Source organism: Burkholderia sp. Ac-20353 (genome assembly GCF_017104785.1).
Taxonomy (GTDB): domain Bacteria; phylum Pseudomonadota; class Gammaproteobacteria; order Burkholderiales; family Burkholderiaceae; genus Burkholderia.
In genome coordinates this window covers 82,593-106,405 of sequence record NZ_JAAGPL010000005.1, presented here as the reverse complement: position 1 = coordinate 106,405, position 23,813 = coordinate 82,593, and the positions used below count along the sequence as shown (strand labels likewise).

Sequence of the window (23,813 nt, the reverse complement as noted above, 5' to 3'; positions counted from 1 at the left end):
CTGCAATGCTCGTGCCTTATCGATGTCGTCCAGCGAAGCAGCGCATCTTGCGCTGCTGTTCGCCGGTTTCCAGCAACAGTTCGTTTTTGAAGGTTTGAAGACGTTACACGATCCGATCATATCGTCGAGAACACGCTGTCAAGGGAGCCTACAGTGTTCACTAGGCTTACTCGCCGTTAATGCTTGCCGCACACTGAATCAAGACCCAAAAGAGGCGTCAATTTCGTGAGCTTTCCGGCTGAAGGGCCTCAACCGGTTGCACGCTCTGGGCGGCCATTCGTCGGTCGGGGCGGACCTCTGGAAAGGCCGTCAAAATCGCCCCTCTTTTGCCGGGATGCGTTGTTTCTCGGGCTGTTCCAATTGATCCGGTCCAATTGGAACAACCGCCATGCGTTTCCCTCGACTCTTCCCGCGAAGCAAGAAGCAGGTCGCCCTGTCGCCTGCGCCCGGGTTCTACTCGAACGAAGATCCTGAGCAGGTCATCTTCGATCAGTCCACGCGCCTGCGCGTGGAGGCGAACCATTGGAAAACCTTTTGCTTCATCCTCGCGTTCGTTGCGGGCGGGGCGGTGTACACGCGCAATCCCGCGCCGTCGGTCGTCAAAGCCTACGGCGTGTCGTCCGATGCAGCCGGCCACCCGGTTGTCACCCAGCTGACCGCCTACAACCCGGACGACCAAACCAAGCGCACATCGCTGCGTGAGAGTGTCGAGCGCTGGTTCACGATCGAGCCGGTCCTGAGCGACGACATTCAGAAGTCGCGCATGGCCAAGAACATCAACGCGGTCAAGAACCAGATGACGGGCAACGCCCGCAACCAGTTCGGTGACTGGCTCAGTAACGACAAGCCGTTCCAGCAAATCACGGCCAACCCGAAGCTCGTTCGCGAGGTGAAGGTGACGAACGTGTCGCTGCTGGAGGATTCCACCGCCGTCGTCGAGTTCACGACGTCCACGACGCAGTCCCCGTCCGACAAGCCGACCGTCCAGCGCTTTGCGCTGACGATGCGCTACCAGATCGCCCCGCCGACGCAGGAAGACGCACTCGGCTCAAACCCGTTCGGGATTTACATCCCGTTCTTCACTCTGCAGAAGACCGCGGCATGATCCGACCACGTACCTTCCAATCCTGGGGCGCGCTCGCGCTTGTCGCACTGAGCGCCCACGCGTTCGCCGCAAAGCCGGCGTCGGCGTCGGCGTCCTCGGCGATGTTGCCGCCGGCGCCGAACTTCGACGTCGGCAGCATCATCGGTGATCCGATGAGCCCGGTGAACCCGTACAACGCCGGCACCGATCCGATCACGATGCCGGGCGATGCGCGCATGGCGGTGTTTCCGTACAGCCGCGACCAGATCTTCCGGATCATGACCGCGCCGCTGAAGCTGACCACGATCGAGCTGGCGCGCGGCGAAGTCCTCAACGCCGATCCCGCGATGGGCGACTCGATCCAGTGGGTCATCGACACCGATGGCGCGAACCACGTGTTCATCAAGCCGACCAAGCCCGGTCTGGTCAACACGCTGCATCTGTCGACGAACCAGCGCGAGTACGACATGACGCTCGTCTCGTCGCCGGTCGGCGGCCTGTTCTATCAGACCGTGCGGTTCAACTACCCGAATTCGTTGATGGCGAAGGTGCGCGCACGCGCCGACAGCGGCGAGGACAATGGCAGCCCGCACGCCAACGACTCGGGGCCGATCGGCGTGTCGCCGGACAAGCTCAACTTCGACTACACGGTGTCCGGGTCAGGGGCGATCAAGCCGGAAACCGTGTTTGACGACGGCAAGTTCATCTGGCTGCGCCTGCCGCCGAACGCGCCGTTTGCGGTGCCGATCGTGCGCGACCACGGCGACATTGCCAGCCCGAACTTCATTCGTCGCGGCCAGTACATCGTGATTCAGCAACTGGCCGACGAGATCACGTTGCGCGCGGCGTCCGAGGAAGTCACGGTCAAGCGCGGGCGTCGCGGCCTGTTCGGGTTCTGAGGCGCGTCATGGCGAAATCGAACGAGTCCCTGTCCTCCGACCAGGCGGCGATCGTCAAGGGCAAAGTGCCGCGCAATGCGCTGATTGCCGTGGGTGCGATCGCGGCGGTCGTGATCGGGGCGATCGGCTTCTACTACCAGGTGCAGGAAAGCCATAAGGCGGAAGCGGACGCGCGTGAGCTGAAGAAGACGCGTGCGGCGGAAGTCGTCGACAAGAGCAACCAGACGGAAGACGTCGACAAGATTATTCTTGATCAGCAGGCGGACGCCCGGCGTGCGGCTGCTGCCGCGCGCGCCGCGTCAGCAGCGGCGGCCAGCGAGCCGCGTCCGACCTTGTCGGCCGATGCGCTCGTACCGTCCGCCCCGGGCGGGGAAATCAAGGCGAAATCCGATGAGGACGCGATCTACGCGTCGCCGGTGTTCCGGGCCGGCGTCAAGGCCAAGGAATCCACGCCGCAGCAGGCGTCGCCCAATGGCCTCCCCACTCCGCAGCAGATGATGCTGCAACAGGCCGCGGCCCAGGACGCCGCGATGAACGCGGCCAACCTTCAGGCGGCACTCGCCGCGAAGGCTGGTCAGGGTGGCGGGGCGATGACGACGCAGCAACGTGACACCGATTTCATGAAGTCGGTCGCCGGCGAAAGCGATAACGGGCGGGACTTCCCGCGCACCGGCTTTGTTGGCCGCGCGCGTGGCTGCACGCTGTCGCCGCCGGCGCATATTCCGGTGCTGTCCGTCGAAGGGCTGAACTCGGATCGTCCGGGCACGGCGTCGCTCGTCGTCGAAAAGGACGTGTACGACAGCATCACCGGCACCTGCCTGATGATTCCGTGGGGCACGACGATCACGGCCCCCTATAGCTCGGATGTCCAGCCGGGGCAGGAGTCCATTCTCGTCGCGGCGACGGAAATGCGGCTGCCGAATGGCAAGCACGTTCCGCTGTATGGCGCGCAGGGTGCGGACGCCGATGGCGTGGCCGGTTTCTCTGGCCACGTCAACAGCCACTTCCTCAAGATCTATGGGACGTCGTTCCTGACGGCCATCCTGCTGCGTCGTTTCGATGGTGGCGACTCCTCCACGACCACCGGCCCGCTCGGCGTCACCCAAGTCGGCAGTACGGCCGGGCAGGTTGCCGCGCAGACCGCGCAGTCCGTGCTGAGCCGCTACCAGAACATCCCGCCGACGATCACCACGAAGCCCGGCGAGCGCCACTTCATGATCAAGGTGAATCGCGACATCACGCTGGAGCCGTACCGCAATGATTAAGCGTCTGCTCCTCGCCACCTCCCTGGCCATGACTGTCGCGCAGGCGGACGCGGCCGTGATTTCGCAGGTCATCAGCCCCGCGAGCTTCGTGATCGCGCAGGGCCAGACCCGCGAGATCGCGAAACTCGCGGGCAAGCCCGTGTACTACTGTGGCCTCGAGCCGTTCATCGCGTGGGCCGCGCCGCTGGTCGGTCAGCCAGTGCGCAGCACGCCGGAAACTGGCATCACGATCACGATCGACGGGCGCGACGTGCCGCTCACACAGCTGCTCGTCGAGCGGGGCTGGTTGCAGCCGCCGATGCTCGACGATGACGCGCAGGCCGCGATGACCGAGCGCCGCGGTGGCTGGGCCTGCGCTGATGCGGTGACGCCGTTCGACCTGCTGTTCACGAGCGTCGATCCGAAGGTGCTCGCGGGCATCGCGCTCAACGAATCGGCATATGGCGCTCGCGCGTGGCCGTGGACGCTTAACGTGGCGGGCCAAGGCTACTTCTTCAAGACGCGGACCGAGGCGTATAAGGCGATCGAGATGCTGCTCGCGCACGGTCGATGCGACTTCGACGTGGGCCTCATGCAGGTGAACTGGTGCTATCACGGCAAGCGCTTTGCGTCGGCGTGGGACGCGCTCGCGCCTGCCACCAACATCCGCGTCGCCGAAGCAATCCTCAACGAGAACTATGCCCGCACCGGTTCCGTCGAGAAAGCCATCGCGTACTACCACAGCGCCAACCCGGCTCCCGGCCGCGCCTATCTCGCGCGGTTCGCGCGGCACCTCAACCAGATCGAAGCTGCTCGATGAAACGCGCTCTCACTCAACTCGCCTGCGTTTGTGCTGCGCTCATCGGGAGCGCGTCGACCCATGCGGCCAATACGGATCCGTTCGACTTCGACTACGAGATCCTGGGCGGGATCGCCGAGCGGCCGGCCCTGATCTTCAACGATGGGGCCAAGACCTACATCCAGCCGCGCGCCGGACAGGTGATCACGGCCGATGGCGGGCATCACGAAGGCCCGTACGTTGTGATCGACAGCACGCCTCAATCGATCACCTACAAGGTGGCGGGCCGTGCGGCGACCGCGCGCTGGAAAAAAGCCAACACGTTTATCGGCGGCACCGGGGCGCTCGCAGCATTGCGCGACGACCAGCAGGCCGGTTTCGACGGCTTCACGAATCGTCTCGTGCTGATCGGCACGCACGGCAGCCTCGAGCCGGTGCGCCCGCTCAACGCATCGATGCCGGTGGCAAACGTGGTCAAGGCGTTGGTGCCGCAAGGCTGGACGGGGTCGGCGCATAAGGACGTGGACCTGACCGCCAACACCGCATTTGCCACGCGCGACGGGGAGAGCTGGATGCAGGCGTTTGACCGCCTGATGTCGCAAACCGGGCTGTACGCCGATGTCGATTTCGCAGCGCGCCATGTCCGCTTGCTGCGCGATGCGCCGAAGTCGGCTGCCCTGAACTATGCGCCGGGCGAACACGGCGCCGACGAGGCCGGGCTGGCTGCGGTCGTCGCGCGCGTTGCCGAGCCGCCGGCGAGCGCGTCGCAACTTGCGGAATATTTCGGTGCGCAGGCGATCCGGGATGGCGACGACACGCACACGCAGATTCGATTCGCCTCGCGCCCGGGCAAGGACGTCTCGTTCCTGACGCTCGACGGCACCACCTTGCACCCCGGCTGGGACGGCACGACGAACGTGATGACGATCGACCGCGCGGCACGCTTCGTGGTGGCTGACGCGACCCATCGTGTCGAGGTCGTGCGTGAAGCGAAGACCGTGTACGAGTTCGACGCGCCGAACCGCGCGCATCTGGAAGACGTGTTCGATCGGGAAGGCCAGACGTATTTCAAGTTCGCGGAATCGGTGGTGCAGGTGCGTGTGACCGATGCGCGCCAGTTGGGCAGCGGCGAACAGAAGGGCCGGTACTACAAGTTCGACGGCACGCCCGATCAGTACGTCGTGACCGCCGACGGTAACACGGTCAACGTGAAGCGCCGCCACGACGTGACGTACCGCGAAGGTGCGCCGCTGCCCGCGAAGACGACGGCGCAATCAAGCGGGGGCGCCGCATCGTGAGATTCCTTCGCTTGATGGTCACGTTGGTCACGGCGGGCGCCGCACATGCGTGCTACGCCGACTGTATCGACGACGCGGCCGCTTATCAGCACGTCAATGCGCGGCTCGTTCGGGCGATCGCACAGCACGAATCCGGCATGCGGCCGTACGCGATCAATCGCAACATCAATGGCAGCGAGGACATCGGCCTCATGCAGATCAACTCCGCGTGGTTGCCGAAGCTCGCGCAATACGGCATCCGCCGCGAGCACCTGTTCGATGCGTGCGTGAACGCCTATGTCGGCACGTGGATTCTAGCGTCGAACATCCGCCAGTTCGGGCCGAACTGGAAAGCGGTCGGCGCGTACAACGCCACGACGCCGTCCAAGCAACTGGTGTACGCCAGCGCGATCTACCGCCGTCTCATGCAACAGGGGCAATAACCATGCAGCTTAACGTCCAGACGCGCGCGGTCGCGCGCGTTCTCCTCACCGTGGCCTTTGCCGGGATGGCGATTGGTTCGCGCGCGGCGATCGAACCGAAAGCGGCCGCATCCGCCGACGGTTGGCAACTCCTGTCCGCCGGCCCGAAAGCCAGCACGCCCGCGCCGGGTCCGGGGTCCGCATCCGCCGCGCCGATCGCCGACGCATCTTCGCCGTCCACCGCCGTGGCAGCGGTAGTCCTGCTAGGCGCCGCGGCGCCGACCGCGCCCGCCACGCTGACTTTCAACGTCACGCCGCAGGACGTGAACCTGCGCGACGCGCTGGATCGCTGGCTGCAGACGCAAGGCTGGCAACTCGCATGGAAGATCGACGATGACTTGCCGCTCGAATTCAACGCGACCTTCACGGGCGATTTCACGTCCGTGCTGCAACAGGTGATGAAGGCGACGAACCACATGCGCACGCCGACGCGCGCGTGCCTCCACACCAATAACGTCATCCGCGTGATCGCACGCGCGGGCAACTGCCAGGACTGAGAACCATGCGCATGCACCTTTTGAAATCCGCCGTGGCGATTGCGGCCGCCGTGCTGGCCTCGGGCTGTGCGGTGACCCAGCAGGACGTCAACGATAGCTACGACGCCGCGCACCGCACGATTTCGGATGCACTGGCCAAGGGCCCGGATTCGATGGCGCTCGTCGAGGACGTGCCGACCGCATTTCTCGGCGACCGACTCGTGCCGCTCGCCTACGAGGCGACGCTGCCGGCCGTGTTCCGCGAGAAGACCGTCACGCTGCCGGCGAACCTCGGGATCCGGCAAATCGCGACGCTGATTTCGACGGCCACCGGTTACCCGGTGCACCTGAGCCCGGACGTGTTCGTGCCACGCGACTCGCTGGTGCCGGGGCAGGGCGACGGGAAAACGCAGAACCAGAACGGGGCCGGGAAGACCGAGGAGCCGATTTATCGGCAAGTCTTTACCGGCAAGGTCGGCCTGTACCTGCGCAACATGACCACGGACCTGGGCCTCGACTGGTCGTTCGATGGCGGTTCGATCAACGTCTCCCGATTCGTGACGCGGATGTATCAGATCGCCGCGATCCCGGGGAAGGTGTCGATCAAATCGACGATGAGCAAGGGCATGGACACATCGACAGGCAATCAGGCGGGCGGCGGCGGCGGCTCGGGCGGCAATACCGGTTCGTTCTCGGCGCAGACCTCGACCGGGCGCGAAGGCGACTTCGATCAGATTGGCGCGATCACCGCCGAGATCGAGAAGCTGCGCTCGCCGATGGGGCGCGTCAGCGTCAATCCGCAGAGCCGCCTCGTGATGGTGTACGACACGAAGGAAGCGGCGGACAACATCGGCAAGCTGCTGCAGCGCGAGAACTCGATCTCGACGCGTCAGGTCGCGATCACGGTGCGCACGATCCAGATCGCACTGCAAAAGGGCAGTCAGGCTGGGGCAAACGCCGACGTCGTGTTCAACGCGATGCATGCGGGCCTCGCGCGCTACGCGATCAGCTTCGCGTCGCCGACGTCGCTGGCCTCGGGGGGCGGTTCAGTCGGTGTCTCGGTGCTGCGACCGGACGCGCCGTTCTCCGGCACGAACGCGGCGGTCAATGCGCTGAACCAGTACGGCCGCACCGTGCAGGACAACACGATGACGAAGATGACGCTCAATGGCCTGCCGGTGTCCGTCGCATCGTTCCAGAGCGACGACTACCTGCGCTCGACGTCGCCCTCGGCCGGCTCGCTGACGGCGACCTCGGGTGGCGTGCCGGGTCTCACGCCGGGCACGATCACCACCGGCGATTTCGTGAACGTGCTGCCGGCGGTCAACGACCACAACCAGATTGTGCTCGCGTACTGGGCGGACAGCTCGAAGCTGAATGGCCCGTTCACGAGTGCCGGCGTCGGGTCCGGTCAGACGCAGCAACAGATTCAGTTGGCCCATACCATCGGCACCAAGGATGACCAGACGATCGCGCTGGCAGACGGGCAGACGGTCGTCCTGTATGGCGCGATGACTGATCACGCCGACAGCACGACGAATGCGGGGATCGGCGGGCTCACGGGGGCCTGGAACAAGTCGAAGACGTTCCAGATCATCATGCTGAAGGCGACGGTCGTTCCGTCGATGTAACGCCATGATGCACATCACGGAACCTCTGCCGAGCGACAAGCGCGCGCGGCTCGTCTTCGGCCTCGACTGGCGGGCGTACCCGGTCAAGGGCGGGAAAATCGAGCGTCGCCGCTATGCGGACGCGTTCGGTTCGACTCACTTCGTCGAATACAAGGTCGGCGAAGAACTGATCGGCGGCTTCACGATGCTGGAGTCGGCCGACGTCAAGGGCGCGCGGCTGTATTCGGGCGCGGCCCGCATCGCGCTGCACGAGCGGATCAAGAACCGGCCCGCGGCGCTGGTGCTGCTGCAGGATGGTCTGCGCGTGCACGCGGTGTTCGTGGTGCGCGGCGCGGTGCGCAGCGATGAGGTGTTGTCGCCGGAAGCGGCGCAGGCGCGCCGCCTCGAGATCGAGCAGGAATGCCTGCGCGGCAATCTGGCGCTCGCGACGCTCGGCGCCGGTGATCGGGTGGGCGACGTCGACGAGCCGTTTCAGGCGAGCGAGCTGCTCGCGAACCGGAAGGCTGGGCGCATCGCCAAGGTGCCGGTGTCGATCCCGACGGCGATCCCGGTGCTGGTCATCGTGGGCGCGACTGTCTTTGGTGGCCTGAAGCTGACGGACGTGCTGTCGCCGCCACCGCCCCCGCCGCATGTCCCGACGTTTGACGAGCGCTACGCCGACGTGGTGCGCAGCACGTTCGCGCATGAGTTGCCGCGCGCGTCCGAGCTTGCGCCGGCCTTGCTCGCGGCGGTTGGCGCGACCGAATCGATGCGCAAGGGGTTTGTCGTGAAGGAGGCGGACTGTCCGTCGTCGGGCTATTGCACGATGACGTTCCGCCGCCAAGGCGGCACCTTCGAGGGCTTTGATAGCGCGGCGACGGAGGCGATGCGTCCGGTGACGTTCTCGCGCGATGGACTCACGTCGACCACGCGCGGCCCCGCCGTGCCGAAGGTGGACTCGCTGTCCGCGAAGGAATCGTCCCGGTGGCCGTCGGAGCAGGCGTTCATCAAGGCACTGCAAACGCCGCCGCAGCGGATGTCGTCCCGACCGTACGAAATCCAGGCGTACGGGTACACGGTGACGCTCACCGAAGCCCATTCGCTGATCCCGGTTCCTGGAGACGGGGGCGCGGTCGGCCACCTGATCAAGCAGGGCGACTGGACGATCGAGGGCTTCCGATGGCAAGCCCCGCTGCTCGCGAAGCTGCCGCCCAACATGTCGCTCGAATCGCTCAAGGTCGAACTGCGCCTCGCCGACGCGGCAGGGACATCGACGAAAAACGATAACGGCGACTCGCCGTATGGCGTTCATTTCACCGCGCAGGGGAAATATTTTGTTCTCAATTAAGCATGCACTCGTCGCGGCGGGCATCGGGGTGGCCGTGACCGCTCACGCCGATCCGGCAGCGCCGCACCTGTCCCTCGACGATATCGACCAGATCGCGCGGGCCAATATCGCGCGTCAACTAGGCGGCGCATCCGGACCCGCGACGGCGTCGCCGAGTGTCGGCGGCATGACCACGCCCCAGCCTGGCATTGCGGCGAGCGGCGCGGTTGCCGCGGGGCCGTCGAAGCCCGCCGCGAAGGCGCCGCCCGCGCCGCGCGCGCACGCCGAACCCGTCTCGTTTCTCGGGGCCTCTCGCGATGACACGGGCTCCTACGTTTTGTACCAGTACCGAGACGCGATCTATCCCGCCCGCGTTGGATCGACGCTGCTCAATGGCTGGAACGTGAAAGGCGTGGACGGTTATGCCGTCACGGTGGCCGAAGGCAAGCACACGTGGAAAGAGCCGATCCGTGCTGCCGCGCCGACGCCGTCGCCATCGACGAGCGCGATTCGCTCGCTCGTCGATATGGGCGGGCCTCTGCCGGCGGGTGCGCCGCTGCCCGCCATGCCGCTGGGAGGTCCGCAATGAGCATGTTCGGGAATCTGGAGTCGCCGGAGCCGACCAAGCTCGGCGTGTTCGGCAAGCTCAAGGCGTGGAAGGCCGGCTTCGTTGACACTTCGGCCGCCGCGATACCGATCGTTGGCAAGGCGCCCGTCGATCCCGAGGAACCGGTGCGTTCGACCGAACCCCGTGAGCCTCGATTCAAGTCGGCCAGCAAGCCCGTGAATCCTCGGCACGCGACGGAAAGTCAGCCGATGACGATGGGGATGCGCCTGCGGATGGCGGAAGCGGACATCGAGGACGTCGATGCCGTTGACCACACTCGGAGCGCGACGGCTCGCAACGGCGACACATCGAGGGACGTAGCGGATCAGGGCCATGCCGATGGTGTGCCAATCACACCGGCGATCGGAGACGACGCGCCGCAATCGCCGGTAGCGGACGTCGGCGCGAGCGCACGCTCGAATCGATCTGATTCGCAGGTCGTTCCGGAACAGCCGAGCCCGGAACAGACGACGGACCATGTGCGGACGGCTGAGCCTGTTGCCCCGCGTTCGAAGTGCGCAGCCGATGAGCCGCCGTCGATCGATCGGATTGGCCTCGATCTGGTCGAGCCGTCTGTCTCGGAGCTCGCCAGCGGACTGCCGCGCTTGGTGTCCGCCGAGGCGCTCACGTTCAAACGGATTCTGTGTCAGCGCGATCCGAATGCCGCGCTGCGGATTACCGATGCGGCGCGCCGCGAGTTCATCGCCGTCGAGCTGCAGGCGGGTATCTCGATTGCGGTGACGACGCAACGCTTCCACGAAAGCCAGCTGTACGCAACGTACCTGAAGGATCTCGCGCGCGCGGATATTGCCGTGCACGAAGAAATGGTTGCGGACGAGGAGGTGATTGCCGCCCTGTACGACAAGGAAAAGCAGCGCGCGGCCAACGTGGTGCCCGAAACGTCGCGTGCCATCGGCACGTTCCGCGACGTGATGGAAGCCGCGCACGCCTATGATGCGAGCGACGTCCACTGGGAATACCGGGACTACCACGATGACGTCGAGTTGCGGGTGCGCGTCGACGGCGATCTCTACTCGTACCGCAAGATGCCGAAGGCGCTTGTGCGTCGCGCGTTGTCGGCCGCGTATCAGGATCTGGTCCAGCGCAATACCAACTCGGGCGAGACGTTCCAGCCGAGCGCGCCCCAGTCCGCGATGATCCCGCTCGTCGCGCACATGGATATCGTGAACATCCGCTGGCAGAGCGCACCGCTGGTCGGCGGGTTCGACGTCGCGCTGCGGCTGCTCGACGGCAATTTCAAGAATTACAAGGTGCTGCGCCCGGAGGAAATGGGCCTGGAGCCGAGCCAACTGGCGATCATCGAGACGCTTGGCAAGGTCAGCGGCGGAACGACCTTCCTGACCGGCGAGACCGGTTCGGGGAAGACGACGCTGCTGCGCGCGCTGTCGTATCTGTTGCCCAACCGGGACCTGAAAAAGCAGTTTGCGGTCAACGAGCCGTCCGAAGTGCCGGCGCCGTGGTTGTCCGATATCTCGATCCAGCGTCGGCCAGGGGAGACCGAAGAGGACGCGAACCGCAAGATCGTCGAGGTGATTCGCACGCTGATGCGGATGGATCCCGACGACCTGACGATCGGCGAGGTACGCGACGCCGTACTGGCCGGCCTCGTTGCGGAACTCGCGCTGACCGGTCACCCGGTCCGCGCGACGCTGCACGGCGACAACATCATCGGTGCGGTCATGCGGCTCGTCGGTGGGCGCCTGAAACTGCCGATGGATGAAGTTGCGTCCGGGAAGTTTCTCAATGCGGTCGGCAACCAGAAGCTGATTTCGAAATTGTGCCCGCATTGCAAGCGGCCGGCGCGCGATGTGCTGTCGCCGCGCCAGCTTGCGACGCTCGAGACGAAGTTCGGGCTCGATACGTCCAACATGGCGTGCCGCGACGAGGAAGGTTGCGAGCATTGCCGCCGGCCGGGCTTGCTCACGCGAGCGGGCAAGGTCGCGGCCGGGATCAAGGGGCAGACGCTCGCGATGGAGTTGTACCAGCCGACGCCCGAATTCCTCGATCGCGTGGCGGCGCGCGACTGGCGCGGGGCCGAGCACGTGTGGCGGACGAGCCGCAAGACCGCGTTCGGCGATGCCGACATGACGGGCAAGACGGTCTACGAACACGCGCTGTACAAGGCCGCGTGCGGTCTGATTGATCCGCGATTCATCGACGAAAAGATGTGCGCGTTCGACACGTACCGGGTGTTTCCGGATCAGGACGGAGTGCTGCCGTCATGATCAAGTCGTTCGTCTATTCGCTCTTCATGATGCTGCCGGCGAACGAGCGCGTGCGCGTCGCGACCTGGCGCTTCCGGGCCATGCGCGAGATGTTCTATCGCGAGACGCGCCTGGACGTGGCGAAAAAGGGCCTGCGCAATAGCGAGACGCTGCTCGAGCGCCTGACGACGCTCGAACAGCGCCATCGCTCCCGCAAGAATCTGGTGTGGCCCGTGTTCCAGAAGATCGCTCAACGGATGCGCGCGGGCGACGACTTCGCGCTCGCGATCAAGCCGTTCGTTCCGAGCGACGAGTTCACGTTGCTGGAGCTGGCCGGTCAGTCGCCTCGGGACGACGCGGCGATCCGCGGCCTCGAACTCGCGGAAATGGCGGCGCACGCAAAGGGGGTGCTGTCCGCCACGACGTCGATGCAGATGGCGTACCCGGCTTTCCTGATCGCCTACCTGTACGGCTTCTGCGTGCTCTTCGGCGCGGAGATCCTGCCGGCGACGCTCGACGTGAAGCCACTGGAGCAATGGACCGGGTTTGGCCGGTTCGTCTACACGGTGGACACGTTCTGTGCCGATTACTGGTGGCTGACCGGGTCGATCGTGGCGGCGTTGGTGACCGCGTACTTCTACACACTCAAGCGCTGGACGGGCGAGGTGCGCAGGCGTTTCGATGCCATGCCGCTCATGTGGCGCAATCGGCGCGATCTGCGTGCTGCGTTGCTGATCGTGTCACTGGCCGGGCTGTTCGACTCGAACCTGACATTGCGCGCGTCATTGGACAGGCTGACGAAGTCTGCCGATCCGTGGATGCGATGGCATCTGCGCCGCATGAGTACGCGGCTGACGGCTAACCCGGATCAACCGATGCGCGCGCTCGACACCGGGATCTTCTCGGAAGTGACGATCGACATCATGACGGACGCGGCCGGGCGCGATCAGTTCGTGGAGTCCATCAAGGATCTCGGTCAGAACTCGCTGGCCCGCGTCGTCGAAGCGGTTCGGCGCAATGCGAAGGTCACCCATTACGTGCTCCTCGCCTTCGCCGTTTCCATGTTTCTCACGCTGGGTGTGGGGTCGTATATCGCAACGGGCGCCGTCGCCTTCGATGGACCGTCCACATCCTTCAACCGCAACTTCAAGGAGTAGCAGACATGAATCAAACCAACAGGAAACCGATGAACCGACCGCTCGTCATTGGCAAAGGCCGTCGCCGCCAGAAGGGGGAGTTGTCGCTCGTCGAAGCGGCCGGTGTGATGGCGGCTGCCGCATTGATCACGCTGGTGGTGTTCATGGCCCGCGGTTACATCATGGATCGCATCCACGCGTTCCAGTTCAAGAGCGAAGCGCAGGTTTTCCGAAGCGGGATTCAGGACGCGACGTCGGGCGACATCGATTACTCCGCCACCACGATGCTGACGTTGACCCAGAACCACGCATTCGATTCCGCTGGCCGGCGCCTGAATACGACCACCGGGGCGTTGACTGGGCTCTTCGGCGGCAGTGTGACGGCGGCGCCGAACAAGGTGATTGCGACCAACGACGCGGTGGCGGTTACCTATCCGGTACCGGCAACGGTCTGCACCCTCGCGGCTGACGCGATCTCATCCGCCTACGCGATGGTCTCGGTCAACGGCACGACGATTTCGGGGCCGGGGACGCCGTTCACCACCGCTGCTGCTGCGGCCGCCTGCACGTCGGCTGGCACGACGGCCACCGTCGTCATGTACGCGACGCACAACAACTAAGGACCGCCGATGTTCAGCCTCCTCGAGATGGCGATCGTCCTGGCCGCCACGGCTATCCTGACAGTGCAAGGCATCAAGGATGACGTGGCGAAGCGCCGTGCCGAGGTGCTGACGGCTGAAGGTAACAACGAAGCGGTCATCAATGCGGCACTGGGAAACTGGGTAACGGACAACTACAACGCTCTGGTCGCCCAGTTGGTGGCCCCGGGCCCGACGCCAGTCACACCGCCGACGTTGGCGCAACTGCAGTCGGCCGGCTATCTGAAGGTAAATTACGCGGCAGGGCCATTCTGGGGCGGTTCGTACATGATCCAGATGAGCGTGGGGCCGGCCGGCTGTTCGACCAGCTCGACCGGCTGTCACGTGAGCTATCTGCTGTACCCGTCGAATCCGGTGACGAAGAACGGACAGCCGGATGTCGTGGGCGCGGCCGTTGTTGCGCAGGCGGCCGGCAACGGGTTCGGGTTCTCGAAGGCGCAGAACTCCGCGACGATCAACGGGTTGAACGGGGCGTGGAACGCAGCCAATCCGGTGCCGGGCGCGCCGCCGGCCGTCGTGCTGGCGACGAACGGGCCGACGACAGACGGCAATTCGGTCTACATCCGGCGCGATGGCTCGCTGACGTGGACGGGCGATCAGAACGTCAACGGCGTCAGCCTCCACAACGTCAACAGCATCGACGCGACGGGAACGATCGCGGCACCGACGCTCTCGGCCTCGAACGTCGCAGTGAGCAACGCGGTGCTCACGCCTGGCACGCTGAATGTCCAAAACGCGGCTGGCACGGCGCCAGCGCCGATCAACACCGGGGCGGCGACCGTCAATGGCAACGCGACCGTCACCGGCACGGTGACGGCGGGGAACGTCGCGGTGCCGCGGGCCGCGTGCGTGGGCACCGGCATTGCATCGGCGTATGACGGGTCGGGGATGCCGTTTGCCTGTCAACGTGATCCGTTCACCGGCGCGCGCGTATGGCTGCCGATCGGCGGCTCATGGCAACAGTACGCGCGATATGTGGTCTGGCATGGAACGTTTGTGTGGGCGCCCAGTTGTAACGCTGGCGGGACGCCGGAGATTTTGCTTGCTCCACAGGGCGTCCAGATCGATCCGACCACCGCCTTGAACTTCAATGTGAACGGCGCGGGACCTTGGACGGTTGTCATTACCGATGGTAGCGGCACTCCCATATGGGTTCCTGCCGTCGCGACGACTTATTGCGCTTACTAGGAGCAGAAATTGGGAGTATTGCTTACAGGGGTACGTGCGGCTCTGCTGTCGGCGGCGGCAGTCAGCGCGAGCTCGGCGTTCGCGGGGCCGGCCCGTTGTTCCTACGGGAACCAGGATTCGACCTGCACCACGCCCATCTCATCGGCGCCGATTCCGCAACCGCAGTGTCCGACGGGGGCAGGGTGGACGACTGCGGCGTCGTCGGTGTGGCAGGGATCGCATTGGAGTGCGCCGCAATGCAACTATCAGGCACCTCCATCGTGTCCAGGAGGCTACACACAAACTTCATCGCCCTGGTGGGACGGCGCGAATTGGGTGGGTCTGGCGTGCGCGCCGAGTATCCCATCGGCATCGCTGCCAGATCAGCAGCAGGCATGCGCCAATGCAGCGGCGGGCTATGGAAAGTTTATTAATCCTGTGTCAGCGTTTGGCAGCCCGCTGTCCGAGACCACTAATCAGGTCGTCAATGATATCAACACGCAGCCGTCTCCGATGATCTGCGGTGCTCCAGGCAGTAGCTTTGGCGCTACGGCTTATGGAAGTTTGCCGTCGTCCAACGGACCATTCGATTTATACAAAATGGGTTTCGGTACCTACGTAAATCCTGGCGACGGCCACGTTTATGGTGCGAGCAGCCAAGTGTTTGCCTGCATGCTAAATCCGGGCACGACGCAGGTTGTTGGGTTCATGTTATCTCAATCTCAAAACGCAGGAGGGCCGTGCGGAGGCGGAGGAGGACATTGAACGCGTAAGCACAAGCCCGCCACACGCGATGCGGTGGCGGGCTTCGCCGAGGTCGCTCAACCGATGACGTTACCGGTCGTGAAGGTGAAGTTGCGCGAGAACGCGGTGCCGTTCACCGTGCCGGTGATCGATACCGAATACGTGGTGTTCGGCTGAAGTGGCGAAGTCGGATAGGCGACACCTTCGAACTTTGGCAGAAGCTTGTTCGGGTCAGTGGACGAGTCGAGCACCTTGAGGTTGATAACGTTGCCCGACGTATCGGTCATCGTGCCAGATTGCATCAGAATCGTGTCGGTCGCGTTGCCAGCTACCGCAACTGGCGTTCCCCACGGGCCGGATGTGTTGGGTGGGGTCGGCGACTCACCGCCTGCCTTATAAGCCACGCCTGTCGTGCCTTGGCACGGGAAAGTCAGCGGACCAGAGGTCGTCATAGGTTGGAAGTTCGCGATGGTCAAAGAGCCTTGGATCTCCGGGAACCCGTTGAACGTCGTCTTGTTCATACCGACGCCAATCGTCGTGATCGGCCACGCCGCGATCGCGATGTGATATACACCGGCCAGCCACTGATAGACCAGCTGCTGGCCGTATTGAACATCGGTCAGCGTGGCGTTGGTGTAATAGCCCGCGCTCACACCCATAATGGCGATGCTGCTGCTCGGGTATCCGAAGTGTGCCGCGCGATCAACATACGTTACGCCTGTGAACCCCACATTGCCCACTACTTCCGTATCCGACATCGCATTGTTTGCGCCGAGATACTGTGCGTGAGCCATAGCCGTTTGGTCGAGGGTCGTATTTTCTGTGAGTGCCGGGAAGCCGCATGTCTGGCGCTGCTGGTTCAGCAGCGTGAACGCCGCTGACTCCATGCTGCCCGCCGCGAAAGTCGGGGTAGTCACGTTATTGCTCGTTGGCGTCTGAGCTGCGGGTGCGCTGCCGCTTGCATTACCGCCTGCGTTGCTGCCCGTCGTCGTGCTGCTATTGTCGCCGCCGCCTCCTCCTCCGCAGCCAGCGAGCGCCAGTAGCACCGCCACCGAAAGGGCCGACAGGCCGACCGTCGTGATTTTCTTCATTCTTTGTTTCCTCGTTTTGTTGTTGGATACGCACGGCGCATACCCTTGATTTCATCTTATCGACCGCCGCAAAAAGTCAAGGCAGCGTGCGGCGCGTCGTGAAGATCTAGGTGTGAGTCGTCGGCTGCTTGCCTTTGACCCGGCTCGTATATATCGGACGTTGCCGCCACAACTTGAATGCCTGCTGCCAGAAAAAAACCCGCCACAAGGGCGGGCAGCGGTCGGCGGCGATCAACGTTGCCACGCCTTTCGGTGCTTTCGATGGAAGATGCGCAGGCCCACGAAGGCCGTCACGAGTGCAACACCCGTGGCACCGGGGGCCTGGGCCGTCATCTCCGGCACCAGTCGTCCCGCCATGTACAGGCAAAACAATGCGGTGGCGACCTTACCCACCCACGGAGCGGAGAGCAAGGCGAGCGGCTGGGGCCGCCGGTTCGTGGCCGAAGCCTCGTAGGCTTCGTTGATCTGCTCGAGATCGAACCCATCGGCAAGACGCGCGCGCTCGTCCTGATAAAAGCGCTCGTATCGCTCGAAGCGGCCATCGCCGCGGCCGGAAAGCCACGCGGCGTTGCTCTCGGCGCAGAGGTAGGCAAAGTCTTCCATCGTCCGGTGCTCAGTGCGCCCGATCGGCGACCCACGGTATCGCGCCGATCGCGTTCGGGATCAGCCGGCCGTCGGCCTCGGCCCAGTACTCGTTCGTCTCCGGATTGAGCCAGCCAAACTGAGCGCGACCGTCCGAGCTGAGTACCACCAGCCCGGCGGGCAGGTCAGTCGGGCGTTCAATGTTGTCCATGGCTCACCCGGCTACGGCTGCCGCGACGCTTCGGCCCAAGCTGGTTATTGCACGCCGGGCAGTCGAAGCTCTGCTGCATTTCGATCTTCGTGTCGTTGTTGCTGACGACGTAGTGGGTGCGGCAGATCCGGCACGGCGCGATCGCGAGCCGGGTGTCCGCCGCCATCGCACGCGTGAGGTTGCAGCCACGATCCGCCGAGATGGCACCGGCGCCATCGAACAACTGCTCGTAGACGTCGTTGGTCGCGATCAAGGCTTCCGGACCGTTTGCGCCTGCGGCCAGCGCGGCACGGTACAGCCACGTGAAGATCGTCGCATTGAGCCGGTTGTGCGGCGTTTCCACGAACCACGTGAGGGAGGTCGGGACATTGCCGCATGGCGAACTGATGCCGTGCATTTCGACGTAGCGCTGGCGCATCGCATTCTGGTTGAGCCGGAACAGTGACGAAACCGTCGATGCGCGGCACTTGTACGCCATCAGCGCGTACGCGTACATCTCGTTCTTTTCGCGCGGCTGTCGCAGCTCGCTCCAGCTGGACCCGCGTGGCATCTCGCCGGTTTTGATCGGCGAGGTTTGCATGACGTGATGCGCGACCATCTCGTCCGTCAGCGTCTTGGCCGTGAACTGATACCAGAAGGTCGGCGTGTTGAAGCGCCAGCGGAACAGCGGCAGGCCTTGCATGCGGTGCAGCGCGAGACGCAGCTTGTACGGCGGCACCGACACCAGATAGTTGGCGAGCTCGGTCGTGATGCCCAGGAGCGGGGCAGCCAGCACGCTCATGTGGATGACGCTGGTGATCAAGTCCACGAAGATGCGGTTGTGGTGTTCGATCATCGACAGCGACAGCGCCTTCAACTTGGGCATCTTGCGGCGCAGTTCGTCGACGGCGAGGGTGGTCGGCGTCTCGTCAATGAAGCAGCGCCAGTCCTCGACCGTCTCCAGCGTCGGCGCGATCATGAGAAACGGCGTGCGCAGCAGGTTGCGCAACGATGGCGCGTTGTGCTTGAAGTGCTCGATTTCCTTGCGCTCGACGCGGAGGATCTCGTTAAAGCGGCCGTCCTCTTGCAACAGCCAGATCATGTGGTCGACCAGATCGAAGTTGGTGATCTGGATACGATTCGTGAGCCATTCTGGTACGTAGTGTCGTTCGACGGAGCGGTACGTATCCCGGGCGGTTTTCTTATTCATTGTTGGTCTGCTCTCGTTTTTCTCTCGCGGGCGTCGATGCGCCCGTGCTTTCCTATTAGGCTGCGCGGGCGGCGGCAGCGTGCACCTCATCGCCGAACTTGCCGATCAGGTCGGCAAGCGCCTGGAACAGGTTTTTGAATCGCGCCGGATTCCCGTCTGCCGTCACGAGCAACTGCGCGCTGTGATAGTCCTGGACGAACGCGCCGAACTTCTCGATGAGGCCGCGCACCTTGGTTTCCAGTGCCGCGCTGGCTTCGATCGCCGACTGGTGCTGCTTGGCCTTCACTTCGAGCGCATTCAATTCGCCGGTCTTTGCGTCAAGCTGCGCGGTGACGTCGTTCAATTCCGTCAGTTTGGATTGGAGGGCATCGGACAGGTTTTTGTAGGCATCCGGGACGGTCGGCACCGCCACCTTCTCCTTCGGGGGATTGGCGCGGATCTCAGTCAGCTCTCGGCTCATGCGCTCGACTTCGCGCTCACGATTGGCGAGTTCGTGCTGCAGCGTGCTGACTTGCTTGCTCACCGATGCAAACTCGACCGAGGTGGTCTCAGCGTTTTCACGTTCCTGCGCCTGCTCGAGCCGAACGGCTTCGAGGGATTTGGTCAGCCGCTTGATTTCGAGTTCCGCGACGTCCAGTCGGCCGACGGTCGTGGTCAGGTCATTGGTCACGGCGTCGATGCGGGTGTTTTTCTCCTCGAGCTGATCGCGGTAGTCCGCGATCAGTCGCTTGACGTCGAGCTTGGACAGGTCCGGGTTTTCGCGCCGCGCATCGATCACCATGTCCACGACGTCGTCGCCAATGTCGTTGCCGACCAACAGCGCCATGTCGCTATGCGTAAGGATCTCGATGGCGCCGATGTTGTTCGAGAATTTCTCGTAGCAGCGAATGTACAGCCGGACGGACGATTTGGATTTGCGGAACACGCGGGTCAGATACCCGTAGACCAGCTCCTTCGCCCGGCTGTGCACGCTCTTCGTATCGCCTTGTTCGGTCACGTAGTGGCCCAGCACGCTCGTCAGGATGTGGACGAAGTTACCGCCGATCCGCATATGCTCTTGCAGGATCTTGCGGGTCGAGTGCGCAACCTCCTCGCTCTCCTGAACAATGGTGCGGATCAGATTGTCGGGCAGCCCGGCGAACAAATCTCGTGCGACGTCGCTGAGTTCGCGCTGGCTCGGAATATGGGCGAAGGTGGCGGACAGATCGAAGTCGTCGTCTGCGTCATCGGGCACCACCGATGCGCCGTCGGGGACGGTTGGGTCAAAAACGTCGTCGGTGTTGGGCTTCTTTGGATGCTTCTTCGAATTCATTTTTCTCTCCAGATAACCAGTCAGCCGCACCGACCGGATCCTCGGAGGCGCAGAGACCAAACCACGAATGCGTGTAGAGGGGTGGCACACCCCAGAATACGCGGCGATACTTTTCCACCGGGGTGAAAAGCTGCACGAAATCACCCCGCTTTCAAGCGGGTGGATGCATTTGTTACGGGAGTAAGGCTTTTCGGCATTTTTTTCCTAGACTTTAGGGGTTGACCCTTATATCGGTAAAAAATGCCGAACGCGCTGGCGATGATCCGCCAGCGCGGTGTCGTCATCCATACCGATACAGAGATGCTGAATCGCGTCCCATGCCGCCGGTACGTTGATGGCCGGCTTGCCGGATTGGTCGAACTGCTCTTTCTTGCCGCGCATCCAGTGCGCCAGGTCGTTGACGCGAATGAGCGCGAGCGGCAGATCGGGCGACAGGGCGCACGCGCCGTTGGAGAACACGCCAACGCCGTGGATGTCCCAAACGGCGGGCAGCATCGCGCGCAGGAACGCGACCTTCGTGCGGTTTTGCGCGAGTGGCGAGCGCCGTTCCTCGAGCTTGCCGTCCGGCAGGTGACACAGGAGACTGGTTGCGTCCGCACCCGGGGCGATCCGGCCGGACCAGTTCTTCGTCTCGATCACAAAGATGCCGAACGGCGTCACGACAAGATGGTCGACCTCGGCCGTCGGGAATGCCGTGCCGGGGGCGTGGTGCAGGAGCACGGCACACGGATGCACGTAGTAGTCGTTGCCGCAGAGCCACGGCAGGATGGTCCGGAGTTCGGACAGCACACGGGCTTCGCCGAGGTCGCCCGACGTCTCGGCGCGCGTTCTCGGCACCGCAGGACGCTTCGAGATGACGGGACGGCGGAATGCGCGATACGCACACCAGAGAACAAAGATCAGAATGACGAGAGTGGACATGGGGAGCGTCGAAAGTAGTGGTTGACGCTTCCAGTCTGCCGCGCGAATTGAGAAGTCAAGTCCGCGCAACCGGCAAAAGCTATACGTTTTTCTGGAGCTTTTCGCCTGAAGGGGCTCAACCGGTTGAACTCCGGCCGCCCGCGCGCAGGAAATGCCCGATCGTCGCCAAAGCTATATCCGATTGGCGAGCATTCACGCCCGATCGTTGCCGCGCCCGCATTACGCTTGGATTATCTCGCGTTCCCCCGACGCATCGACCTTCGTAGCTGACGGGCTACGTCCATCCGCGAATTCTTGCGCCTGTTCCCCCCATCGACGTTGAGCATTTTCGTGCGGGCCCGCTCGGGCCGGCACGAAAGCGCTTCACGCCGATTTCCTTGCTCAACCGAGCATCGAAACCGCGGACGACTGTCCGGACATTCCCTTGTGCGTCATTTCTTCGGAGAGACAAATGCTGAAGTTCCTGTTCCAGAACGCGATCAAGTCGCCGTTCAAGCTGTTCGCCATCTGCATGGTCGTGTATCTGGCCACGATGTCGTTCTTCGTCGCCGGCCTTCTCGCGCTGCTGGCGGGTTCGTGGCTGCGCACTGAAATCGCCAAGCAACGCAAGGCGATGGAGGAGGCGCAAGCGGCTGAACGTGCTGAAGCGGCGGAAGCTGCGAAGCTCGCGACGCAACGTGTCGCTCAAGCGACCGCTGCAGCGGCGAACGACGATGTCGCTAACACGACACCGCCGAAGCGACGCTACGCCAAGTCGGCGGTCGTCCGTCCTCTCAAGACAGGCTCCTGATCGGGCGCCGTATCACCCGCAAGCCGAACGGATCACACCGTTCCGCTTGCGGGCCTCTACCCTTGCCGGGAACCCGTTCCCGGTTTCCGGAGATGAGGTTGCCCGGCTGCACCGGAGCCTCTGATGGAAACTCGCGTGGCTGCCTGGCAGCTCGATATCTTCGGCGGGGAATCCCCCGTCGTCATCCCGCCCCCCAAACCCGATCCCCTTCCCGACCCGCAGTTCTGGAGCGCCAGCGTGCGAGACCAGTTGGTCGACGCATTGATCTCGCTGGCCTGCGATAGCCGTCGAGGCGATCGTATGCCTGAGTCGCTGATGGACTGCGCGGATCTGCTGTCCGAGCGGCTTCGGAACCGCAAGATCGACCTCGACGATTACTACGCGACCCTCGGCTGGATCATGGGGTACTGGCATGGCGCGTTACCGTATGAGTACGTCTGCAGGGTCAACGGCGTCGATCCGGAAACGATGCAGGACGTCATCCTGAGTACGCCGCTGCTTGCGCGCGACCTCGCCGAACTGAAGCGCATTTGCTTCGGTTCGTTGCTGTAGGAGGACGCATGGCACACCCAGCAGGTTTACTCGCCCGCGTGATGGCCGACCTCTTTCCCGGCAAGCCGCGGACTCAGCCGGCCGAGCCGCCCGCACATCGTGCGTGCGCCAACGCCCCAAGCGGCCCGCGGATCATCGGACAGGGTGCTTCGAACGAAACGCACGTCACGATCGACGGGATCCCGCACCTGTTCGTCGACGAGGGCAACCTTGTCGTCGAATTCGTGCCGGCGTTCGACGAGCATACGGGCGAGACGATGTTCGGCGTCAAGATCCTTCCCGAATTGACGCCGCACTGGTCATGGGTCGCGGAGCACAGCGGCACGCTGAAAGATGCGATCGCGGCCGCGATCCGTCGCGTTGGCCAACCGACGCCGCACACCGCCCACCACGGCGGCCCGTCTGCTGTTGAGGATGCGCCGCGTGTCGATGCACCTCGTGCGGATAGCGCACCGGCGCCGCGGCGCGCGCCGCGCGCGGGACGCGACGATTCGCAGGGGTTCACGGCCGTCGTCGGCCGCATCACGTGGTGGGGCGAGGACCGATTCCCCGACCGCCACTCCAATGGCGCGCGCTTCTACACCTCGTTTGCATTGCGCCTCGACACCGCACACGGTGAACGCACGTTGCAGGGCGAGGGGCTGAAGGAAGCGATCGCCGAATGTGGCTGTCAGGTGGGCGAGCGGGTGACGGTACGGCGCCTGCGCAAGGTCAAGGTCCCGGCATTCCGCGAGGACGGCTCGCCGAAGATGGTGAAGGGCCAGCAAGTCATGTGGGACAAGTGGCTCTGGTCGATTTCTAAATAATGGAGTGATTCATGGCATCAGTGAACAAAGTGATTCTGGTCGGTAACCTCGGTGCCGATCCCGAAGTGCGGTATCTGCCGAGCGGCGACGCGGTCGCGAACGTGCGACTGGCGACGACCGATCGCTACAAGGACAAGGCGTCTGGCGACTTCAAGGAAGCGACCGAGTGGCATCGGGTTTCCTTCTTCGGCCGTCTGGCCGAGATCGTCAGCGAGCACCTGAAGAAGGGATCATCGATCTATGTCGAAGGCCGCATCCGTACCCGTAAATGGCAAGGCCAGGACGGGCAGGATCGTTATTCGACCGAGATCGTCGCCGATCAGATGCAGATGCTTGGCGGGCGTGGTGGCAATGCGCAGGGCGATGGCGTCGAGCAGGAATCGCGTCACGTGCCGGCGACAAGCGGCCGCGCAGCGGTACCGCGACCAGCGGCGCAACAGCAACCGTCGAGAGCCCCGGTGTCGTCTGGCGGTGGCGGCGGATTCGCGGAAGACGACGACATCCCGTTCTCCGTTTGGCACCCCCGCAAAGCGTGGGCCGCGATCTGATCCCGGAAAAGCTCCCCTTCTCGTCGTTGTCTCCCGTTTTTTCTCACCTTTAGCGTGTGGCGTGCCTTCTGGCAC

At 63.9% G+C, this 23,813-nt stretch carries 24 protein-coding genes; 18 read left to right on the top strand and 6 right to left on the bottom strand.

The window, feature by feature from the left end; genetic code table 11:
* The first annotated feature begins 388 nt into the window (after positions 1–388).
* Genes G3N94_RS02240 through G3N94_RS02175 form a run of 14 tightly spaced genes read left to right on the top strand, consistent with a single transcriptional unit; the run spans position 389 to position 15,013 of the window.
* Positions 389–1,105: a type IV secretion system protein gene (locus G3N94_RS02240; RefSeq protein ID WP_205790450.1), complete on the top strand. Its 717-nt coding sequence runs from the start codon at positions 389–391 to the stop codon at positions 1,103–1,105.
* On the top strand, positions 1,102–1,983 hold the full coding sequence (locus G3N94_RS02235) for a TrbG/VirB9 family P-type conjugative transfer protein (RefSeq protein WP_205790449.1): 882 nt from the start codon (positions 1,102–1,104) through the stop codon (positions 1,981–1,983). The genes G3N94_RS02240 and G3N94_RS02235 overlap by 4 nt, the downstream gene beginning before the upstream one ends.
* An 8-nt stretch (positions 1,984–1,991) precedes the next feature.
* Positions 1,992–3,248, top strand: a complete 1,257-nt coding sequence (locus G3N94_RS02230; RefSeq protein ID WP_205790448.1) for a TrbI/VirB10 family protein — start codon at positions 1,992–1,994, stop codon at positions 3,246–3,248.
* Positions 3,241–4,047 (top strand): transglycosylase SLT domain-containing protein, encoded by an 807-nt coding sequence (locus G3N94_RS02225; protein WP_205790447.1) that lies wholly within the window; start codon positions 3,241–3,243, stop codon positions 4,045–4,047. The genes G3N94_RS02230 and G3N94_RS02225 overlap by 8 nt, the downstream gene beginning before the upstream one ends.
* Positions 4,044–5,324, top strand: coding sequence for a hypothetical protein (locus tag G3N94_RS02220; RefSeq protein WP_205790446.1), 1,281 nt, complete (start codon positions 4,044–4,046; stop codon positions 5,322–5,324). The genes G3N94_RS02225 and G3N94_RS02220 overlap by 4 nt, the downstream gene beginning before the upstream one ends.
* 14 nt (positions 5,325–5,338) lie before the next feature.
* Complete coding sequence (locus G3N94_RS02215) at positions 5,339–5,746, top strand: lytic transglycosylase domain-containing protein (protein ID WP_205790490.1); 408 nt, start codon at positions 5,339–5,341, stop codon at positions 5,744–5,746.
* Positions 5,747–5,748: 2 nt separating this feature from the next.
* Complete coding sequence (locus tag G3N94_RS02210; protein WP_205790445.1) at positions 5,749–6,282, top strand: toxin co-regulated pilus biosynthesis Q family protein; 534 nt, start codon at positions 5,749–5,751, stop codon at positions 6,280–6,282.
* A gap of 5 nt (positions 6,283–6,287) precedes the next feature.
* On the top strand, positions 6,288–7,892 hold the full coding sequence (locus G3N94_RS02205; RefSeq protein WP_205790444.1) for a type II secretory pathway protein: 1,605 nt from the start codon (positions 6,288–6,290) through the stop codon (positions 7,890–7,892).
* A gap of 4 nt (positions 7,893–7,896) precedes the next feature.
* Positions 7,897–9,219, top strand: a complete 1,323-nt coding sequence (locus G3N94_RS02200) for a hypothetical protein (protein ID WP_205790443.1) — start codon at positions 7,897–7,899, stop codon at positions 9,217–9,219.
* On the top strand, positions 9,173–9,787 hold the full coding sequence (locus G3N94_RS02195) for a hypothetical protein (RefSeq protein ID WP_241021509.1): 615 nt from the start codon (positions 9,173–9,175) through the stop codon (positions 9,785–9,787). The genes G3N94_RS02200 and G3N94_RS02195 overlap by 47 nt, the downstream gene beginning before the upstream one ends.
* Entirely contained in the window at positions 9,784–12,051 is a 2,268-nt protein-coding gene (locus G3N94_RS02190) for an ATPase, T2SS/T4P/T4SS family (RefSeq protein ID WP_205790442.1), read from the top strand. Before G3N94_RS02195 ends, G3N94_RS02190 begins: the two co-directional genes overlap by 4 nt.
* The gene (locus G3N94_RS02185) at positions 12,048–13,187 is read left to right on the top strand and encodes a type II secretion system protein (RefSeq protein WP_205790441.1); all 1,140 of its coding nucleotides are present in this window, start codon (positions 12,048–12,050) and stop codon (positions 13,185–13,187) included. Before G3N94_RS02190 ends, G3N94_RS02185 begins: the two co-directional genes overlap by 4 nt.
* Before the next feature lie 5 nt (positions 13,188–13,192).
* Entirely contained in the window at positions 13,193–13,786 is a 594-nt protein-coding gene (locus G3N94_RS02180; RefSeq protein WP_205790440.1) for a type 4 pilus major pilin, read from the top strand.
* 9 nt (positions 13,787–13,795) lie between these two features.
* Positions 13,796–15,013 (top strand): hypothetical protein, encoded by a 1,218-nt coding sequence (locus G3N94_RS02175; RefSeq protein WP_205790439.1) that lies wholly within the window; start codon positions 13,796–13,798, stop codon positions 15,011–15,013.
* 800 nt (positions 15,014–15,813) lie between these two features.
* On the opposite strand, the gene G3N94_RS02170 is transcribed toward G3N94_RS02175, so the two are convergent.
* From G3N94_RS02170 to G3N94_RS02145, 6 genes are all read right to left on the bottom strand, one after another.
* The gene (locus G3N94_RS02170) at positions 15,814–16,827 is read right to left on the bottom strand and encodes a CAP domain-containing protein (protein WP_205790438.1); all 1,014 of its coding nucleotides are present in this window, start codon (positions 16,825–16,827) and stop codon (positions 15,814–15,816) included.
* Between the two features lie 231 nt (positions 16,828–17,058).
* Complete coding sequence (locus G3N94_RS02165; protein WP_205790437.1) at positions 17,059–17,430, bottom strand: hypothetical protein; 372 nt, start codon at positions 17,428–17,430, stop codon at positions 17,059–17,061.
* Positions 17,431–17,440: 10 nt separating this feature from the next.
* Complete coding sequence (locus G3N94_RS02160) at positions 17,441–17,620, bottom strand: hypothetical protein (protein WP_205790436.1); 180 nt, start codon at positions 17,618–17,620, stop codon at positions 17,441–17,443.
* Entirely contained in the window at positions 17,607–18,809 is a 1,203-nt protein-coding gene (locus tag G3N94_RS02155; protein ID WP_205790435.1) for a FlhC family transcriptional regulator, read from the bottom strand. The genes G3N94_RS02160 and G3N94_RS02155 overlap by 14 nt, the downstream gene beginning before the upstream one ends.
* Positions 18,810–18,864: 55 nt before the next feature.
* Complete coding sequence (locus G3N94_RS02150; RefSeq protein ID WP_205790434.1) at positions 18,865–20,121, bottom strand: hypothetical protein; 1,257 nt, start codon at positions 20,119–20,121, stop codon at positions 18,865–18,867.
* A 225-nt stretch (positions 20,122–20,346) separates the two neighbouring features.
* Positions 20,347–21,111 carry a nuclease-related domain-containing protein gene (locus G3N94_RS02145; protein WP_241021508.1) on the bottom strand — a complete coding sequence of 255 codons (765 nt, stop codon included), beginning with the start codon at positions 21,109–21,111 and terminating at the stop codon, positions 20,347–20,349.
* A 382-nt stretch (positions 21,112–21,493) separates the two neighbouring features.
* On the opposite strand from G3N94_RS02145, the gene G3N94_RS02140 reads away from it, so the two are divergent.
* From G3N94_RS02140 to G3N94_RS02125, 4 genes are all read left to right on the top strand, one after another.
* Positions 21,494–21,832: a hypothetical protein gene (locus G3N94_RS02140; RefSeq protein WP_205790433.1), complete on the top strand. Its 339-nt coding sequence runs from the start codon at positions 21,494–21,496 to the stop codon at positions 21,830–21,832.
* A gap of 123 nt (positions 21,833–21,955) precedes the next feature.
* On the top strand, positions 21,956–22,384 hold the full coding sequence (locus tag G3N94_RS02135) for a hypothetical protein (RefSeq protein WP_205790432.1): 429 nt from the start codon (positions 21,956–21,958) through the stop codon (positions 22,382–22,384).
* An 8-nt stretch (positions 22,385–22,392) separates the two neighbouring features.
* Positions 22,393–23,190, top strand: coding sequence for a hypothetical protein (locus tag G3N94_RS02130; protein WP_205790431.1), 798 nt, complete (start codon positions 22,393–22,395; stop codon positions 23,188–23,190).
* Between the two features lie 11 nt (positions 23,191–23,201).
* On the top strand, positions 23,202–23,738 hold the full coding sequence (locus tag G3N94_RS02125; RefSeq protein WP_205790430.1) for a single-stranded DNA-binding protein: 537 nt from the start codon (positions 23,202–23,204) through the stop codon (positions 23,736–23,738).
* The last annotated feature ends 75 nt before the right edge of the window (positions 23,739–23,813 follow it).

Excerpts from the sequence above, each read along its gene's own strand:
- G3N94_RS02240 (WP_205790450.1), top strand. The coding sequence starts at position 389 with ATGCGTTTCCCTCGACTCTTCCCGCGAAGCAAGAAGCAGGTCGCCCTG.
- G3N94_RS02235 (WP_205790449.1), top strand. The coding sequence starts at position 1,102 with ATGATCCGACCACGTACCTTCCAATCCTGGGGCGCGCTCGCGCTTGTC.
- G3N94_RS02230 (WP_205790448.1), top strand. The coding sequence starts at position 1,992 with ATGGCGAAATCGAACGAGTCCCTGTCCTCCGACCAGGCGGCGATCGTC.
- G3N94_RS02225 (WP_205790447.1), top strand. The coding sequence starts at position 3,241 with ATGATTAAGCGTCTGCTCCTCGCCACCTCCCTGGCCATGACTGTCGCG.
- G3N94_RS02220 (WP_205790446.1), top strand. The coding sequence starts at position 4,044 with ATGAAACGCGCTCTCACTCAACTCGCCTGCGTTTGTGCTGCGCTCATC.
- G3N94_RS02215 (WP_205790490.1), top strand. The coding sequence starts at position 5,339 with ATGGTCACGTTGGTCACGGCGGGCGCCGCACATGCGTGCTACGCCGAC.
- G3N94_RS02210 (WP_205790445.1), top strand. The coding sequence starts at position 5,749 with ATGCAGCTTAACGTCCAGACGCGCGCGGTCGCGCGCGTTCTCCTCACC.
- G3N94_RS02205 (WP_205790444.1), top strand. The coding sequence starts at position 6,288 with ATGCGCATGCACCTTTTGAAATCCGCCGTGGCGATTGCGGCCGCCGTG.
- G3N94_RS02200 (WP_205790443.1), top strand. The coding sequence starts at position 7,897 with ATGATGCACATCACGGAACCTCTGCCGAGCGACAAGCGCGCGCGGCTC.
- G3N94_RS02195 (WP_241021509.1), top strand. The coding sequence starts at position 9,173 with ATGGCGTTCATTTCACCGCGCAGGGGAAATATTTTGTTCTCAATTAAG.
- G3N94_RS02190 (WP_205790442.1), top strand. The coding sequence starts at position 9,784 with ATGAGCATGTTCGGGAATCTGGAGTCGCCGGAGCCGACCAAGCTCGGC.
- G3N94_RS02185 (WP_205790441.1), top strand. The coding sequence starts at position 12,048 with ATGATCAAGTCGTTCGTCTATTCGCTCTTCATGATGCTGCCGGCGAAC.
- G3N94_RS02180 (WP_205790440.1), top strand. The coding sequence starts at position 13,193 with ATGAATCAAACCAACAGGAAACCGATGAACCGACCGCTCGTCATTGGC.
- G3N94_RS02175 (WP_205790439.1), top strand. The coding sequence starts at position 13,796 with ATGTTCAGCCTCCTCGAGATGGCGATCGTCCTGGCCGCCACGGCTATC.
- G3N94_RS02170 (WP_205790438.1), bottom strand. The coding sequence starts at position 16,827 with ATGAAGAAAATCACGACGGTCGGCCTGTCGGCCCTTTCGGTGGCGGTG.
- G3N94_RS02165 (WP_205790437.1), bottom strand. The coding sequence starts at position 17,430 with ATGGAAGACTTTGCCTACCTCTGCGCCGAGAGCAACGCCGCGTGGCTT.
- G3N94_RS02160 (WP_205790436.1), bottom strand. The coding sequence starts at position 17,620 with ATGGACAACATTGAACGCCCGACTGACCTGCCCGCCGGGCTGGTGGTA.
- G3N94_RS02155 (WP_205790435.1), bottom strand. The coding sequence starts at position 18,809 with ATGAATAAGAAAACCGCCCGGGATACGTACCGCTCCGTCGAACGACAC.
- G3N94_RS02150 (WP_205790434.1), bottom strand. The coding sequence starts at position 20,121 with ATGAATTCGAAGAAGCATCCAAAGAAGCCCAACACCGACGACGTTTTT.
- G3N94_RS02140 (WP_205790433.1), top strand. The coding sequence starts at position 21,494 with ATGCTGAAGTTCCTGTTCCAGAACGCGATCAAGTCGCCGTTCAAGCTG.
- G3N94_RS02135 (WP_205790432.1), top strand. The coding sequence starts at position 21,956 with ATGGAAACTCGCGTGGCTGCCTGGCAGCTCGATATCTTCGGCGGGGAA.
- G3N94_RS02130 (WP_205790431.1), top strand. The coding sequence starts at position 22,393 with ATGGCACACCCAGCAGGTTTACTCGCCCGCGTGATGGCCGACCTCTTT.
- G3N94_RS02125 (WP_205790430.1), top strand. The coding sequence starts at position 23,202 with ATGGCATCAGTGAACAAAGTGATTCTGGTCGGTAACCTCGGTGCCGAT.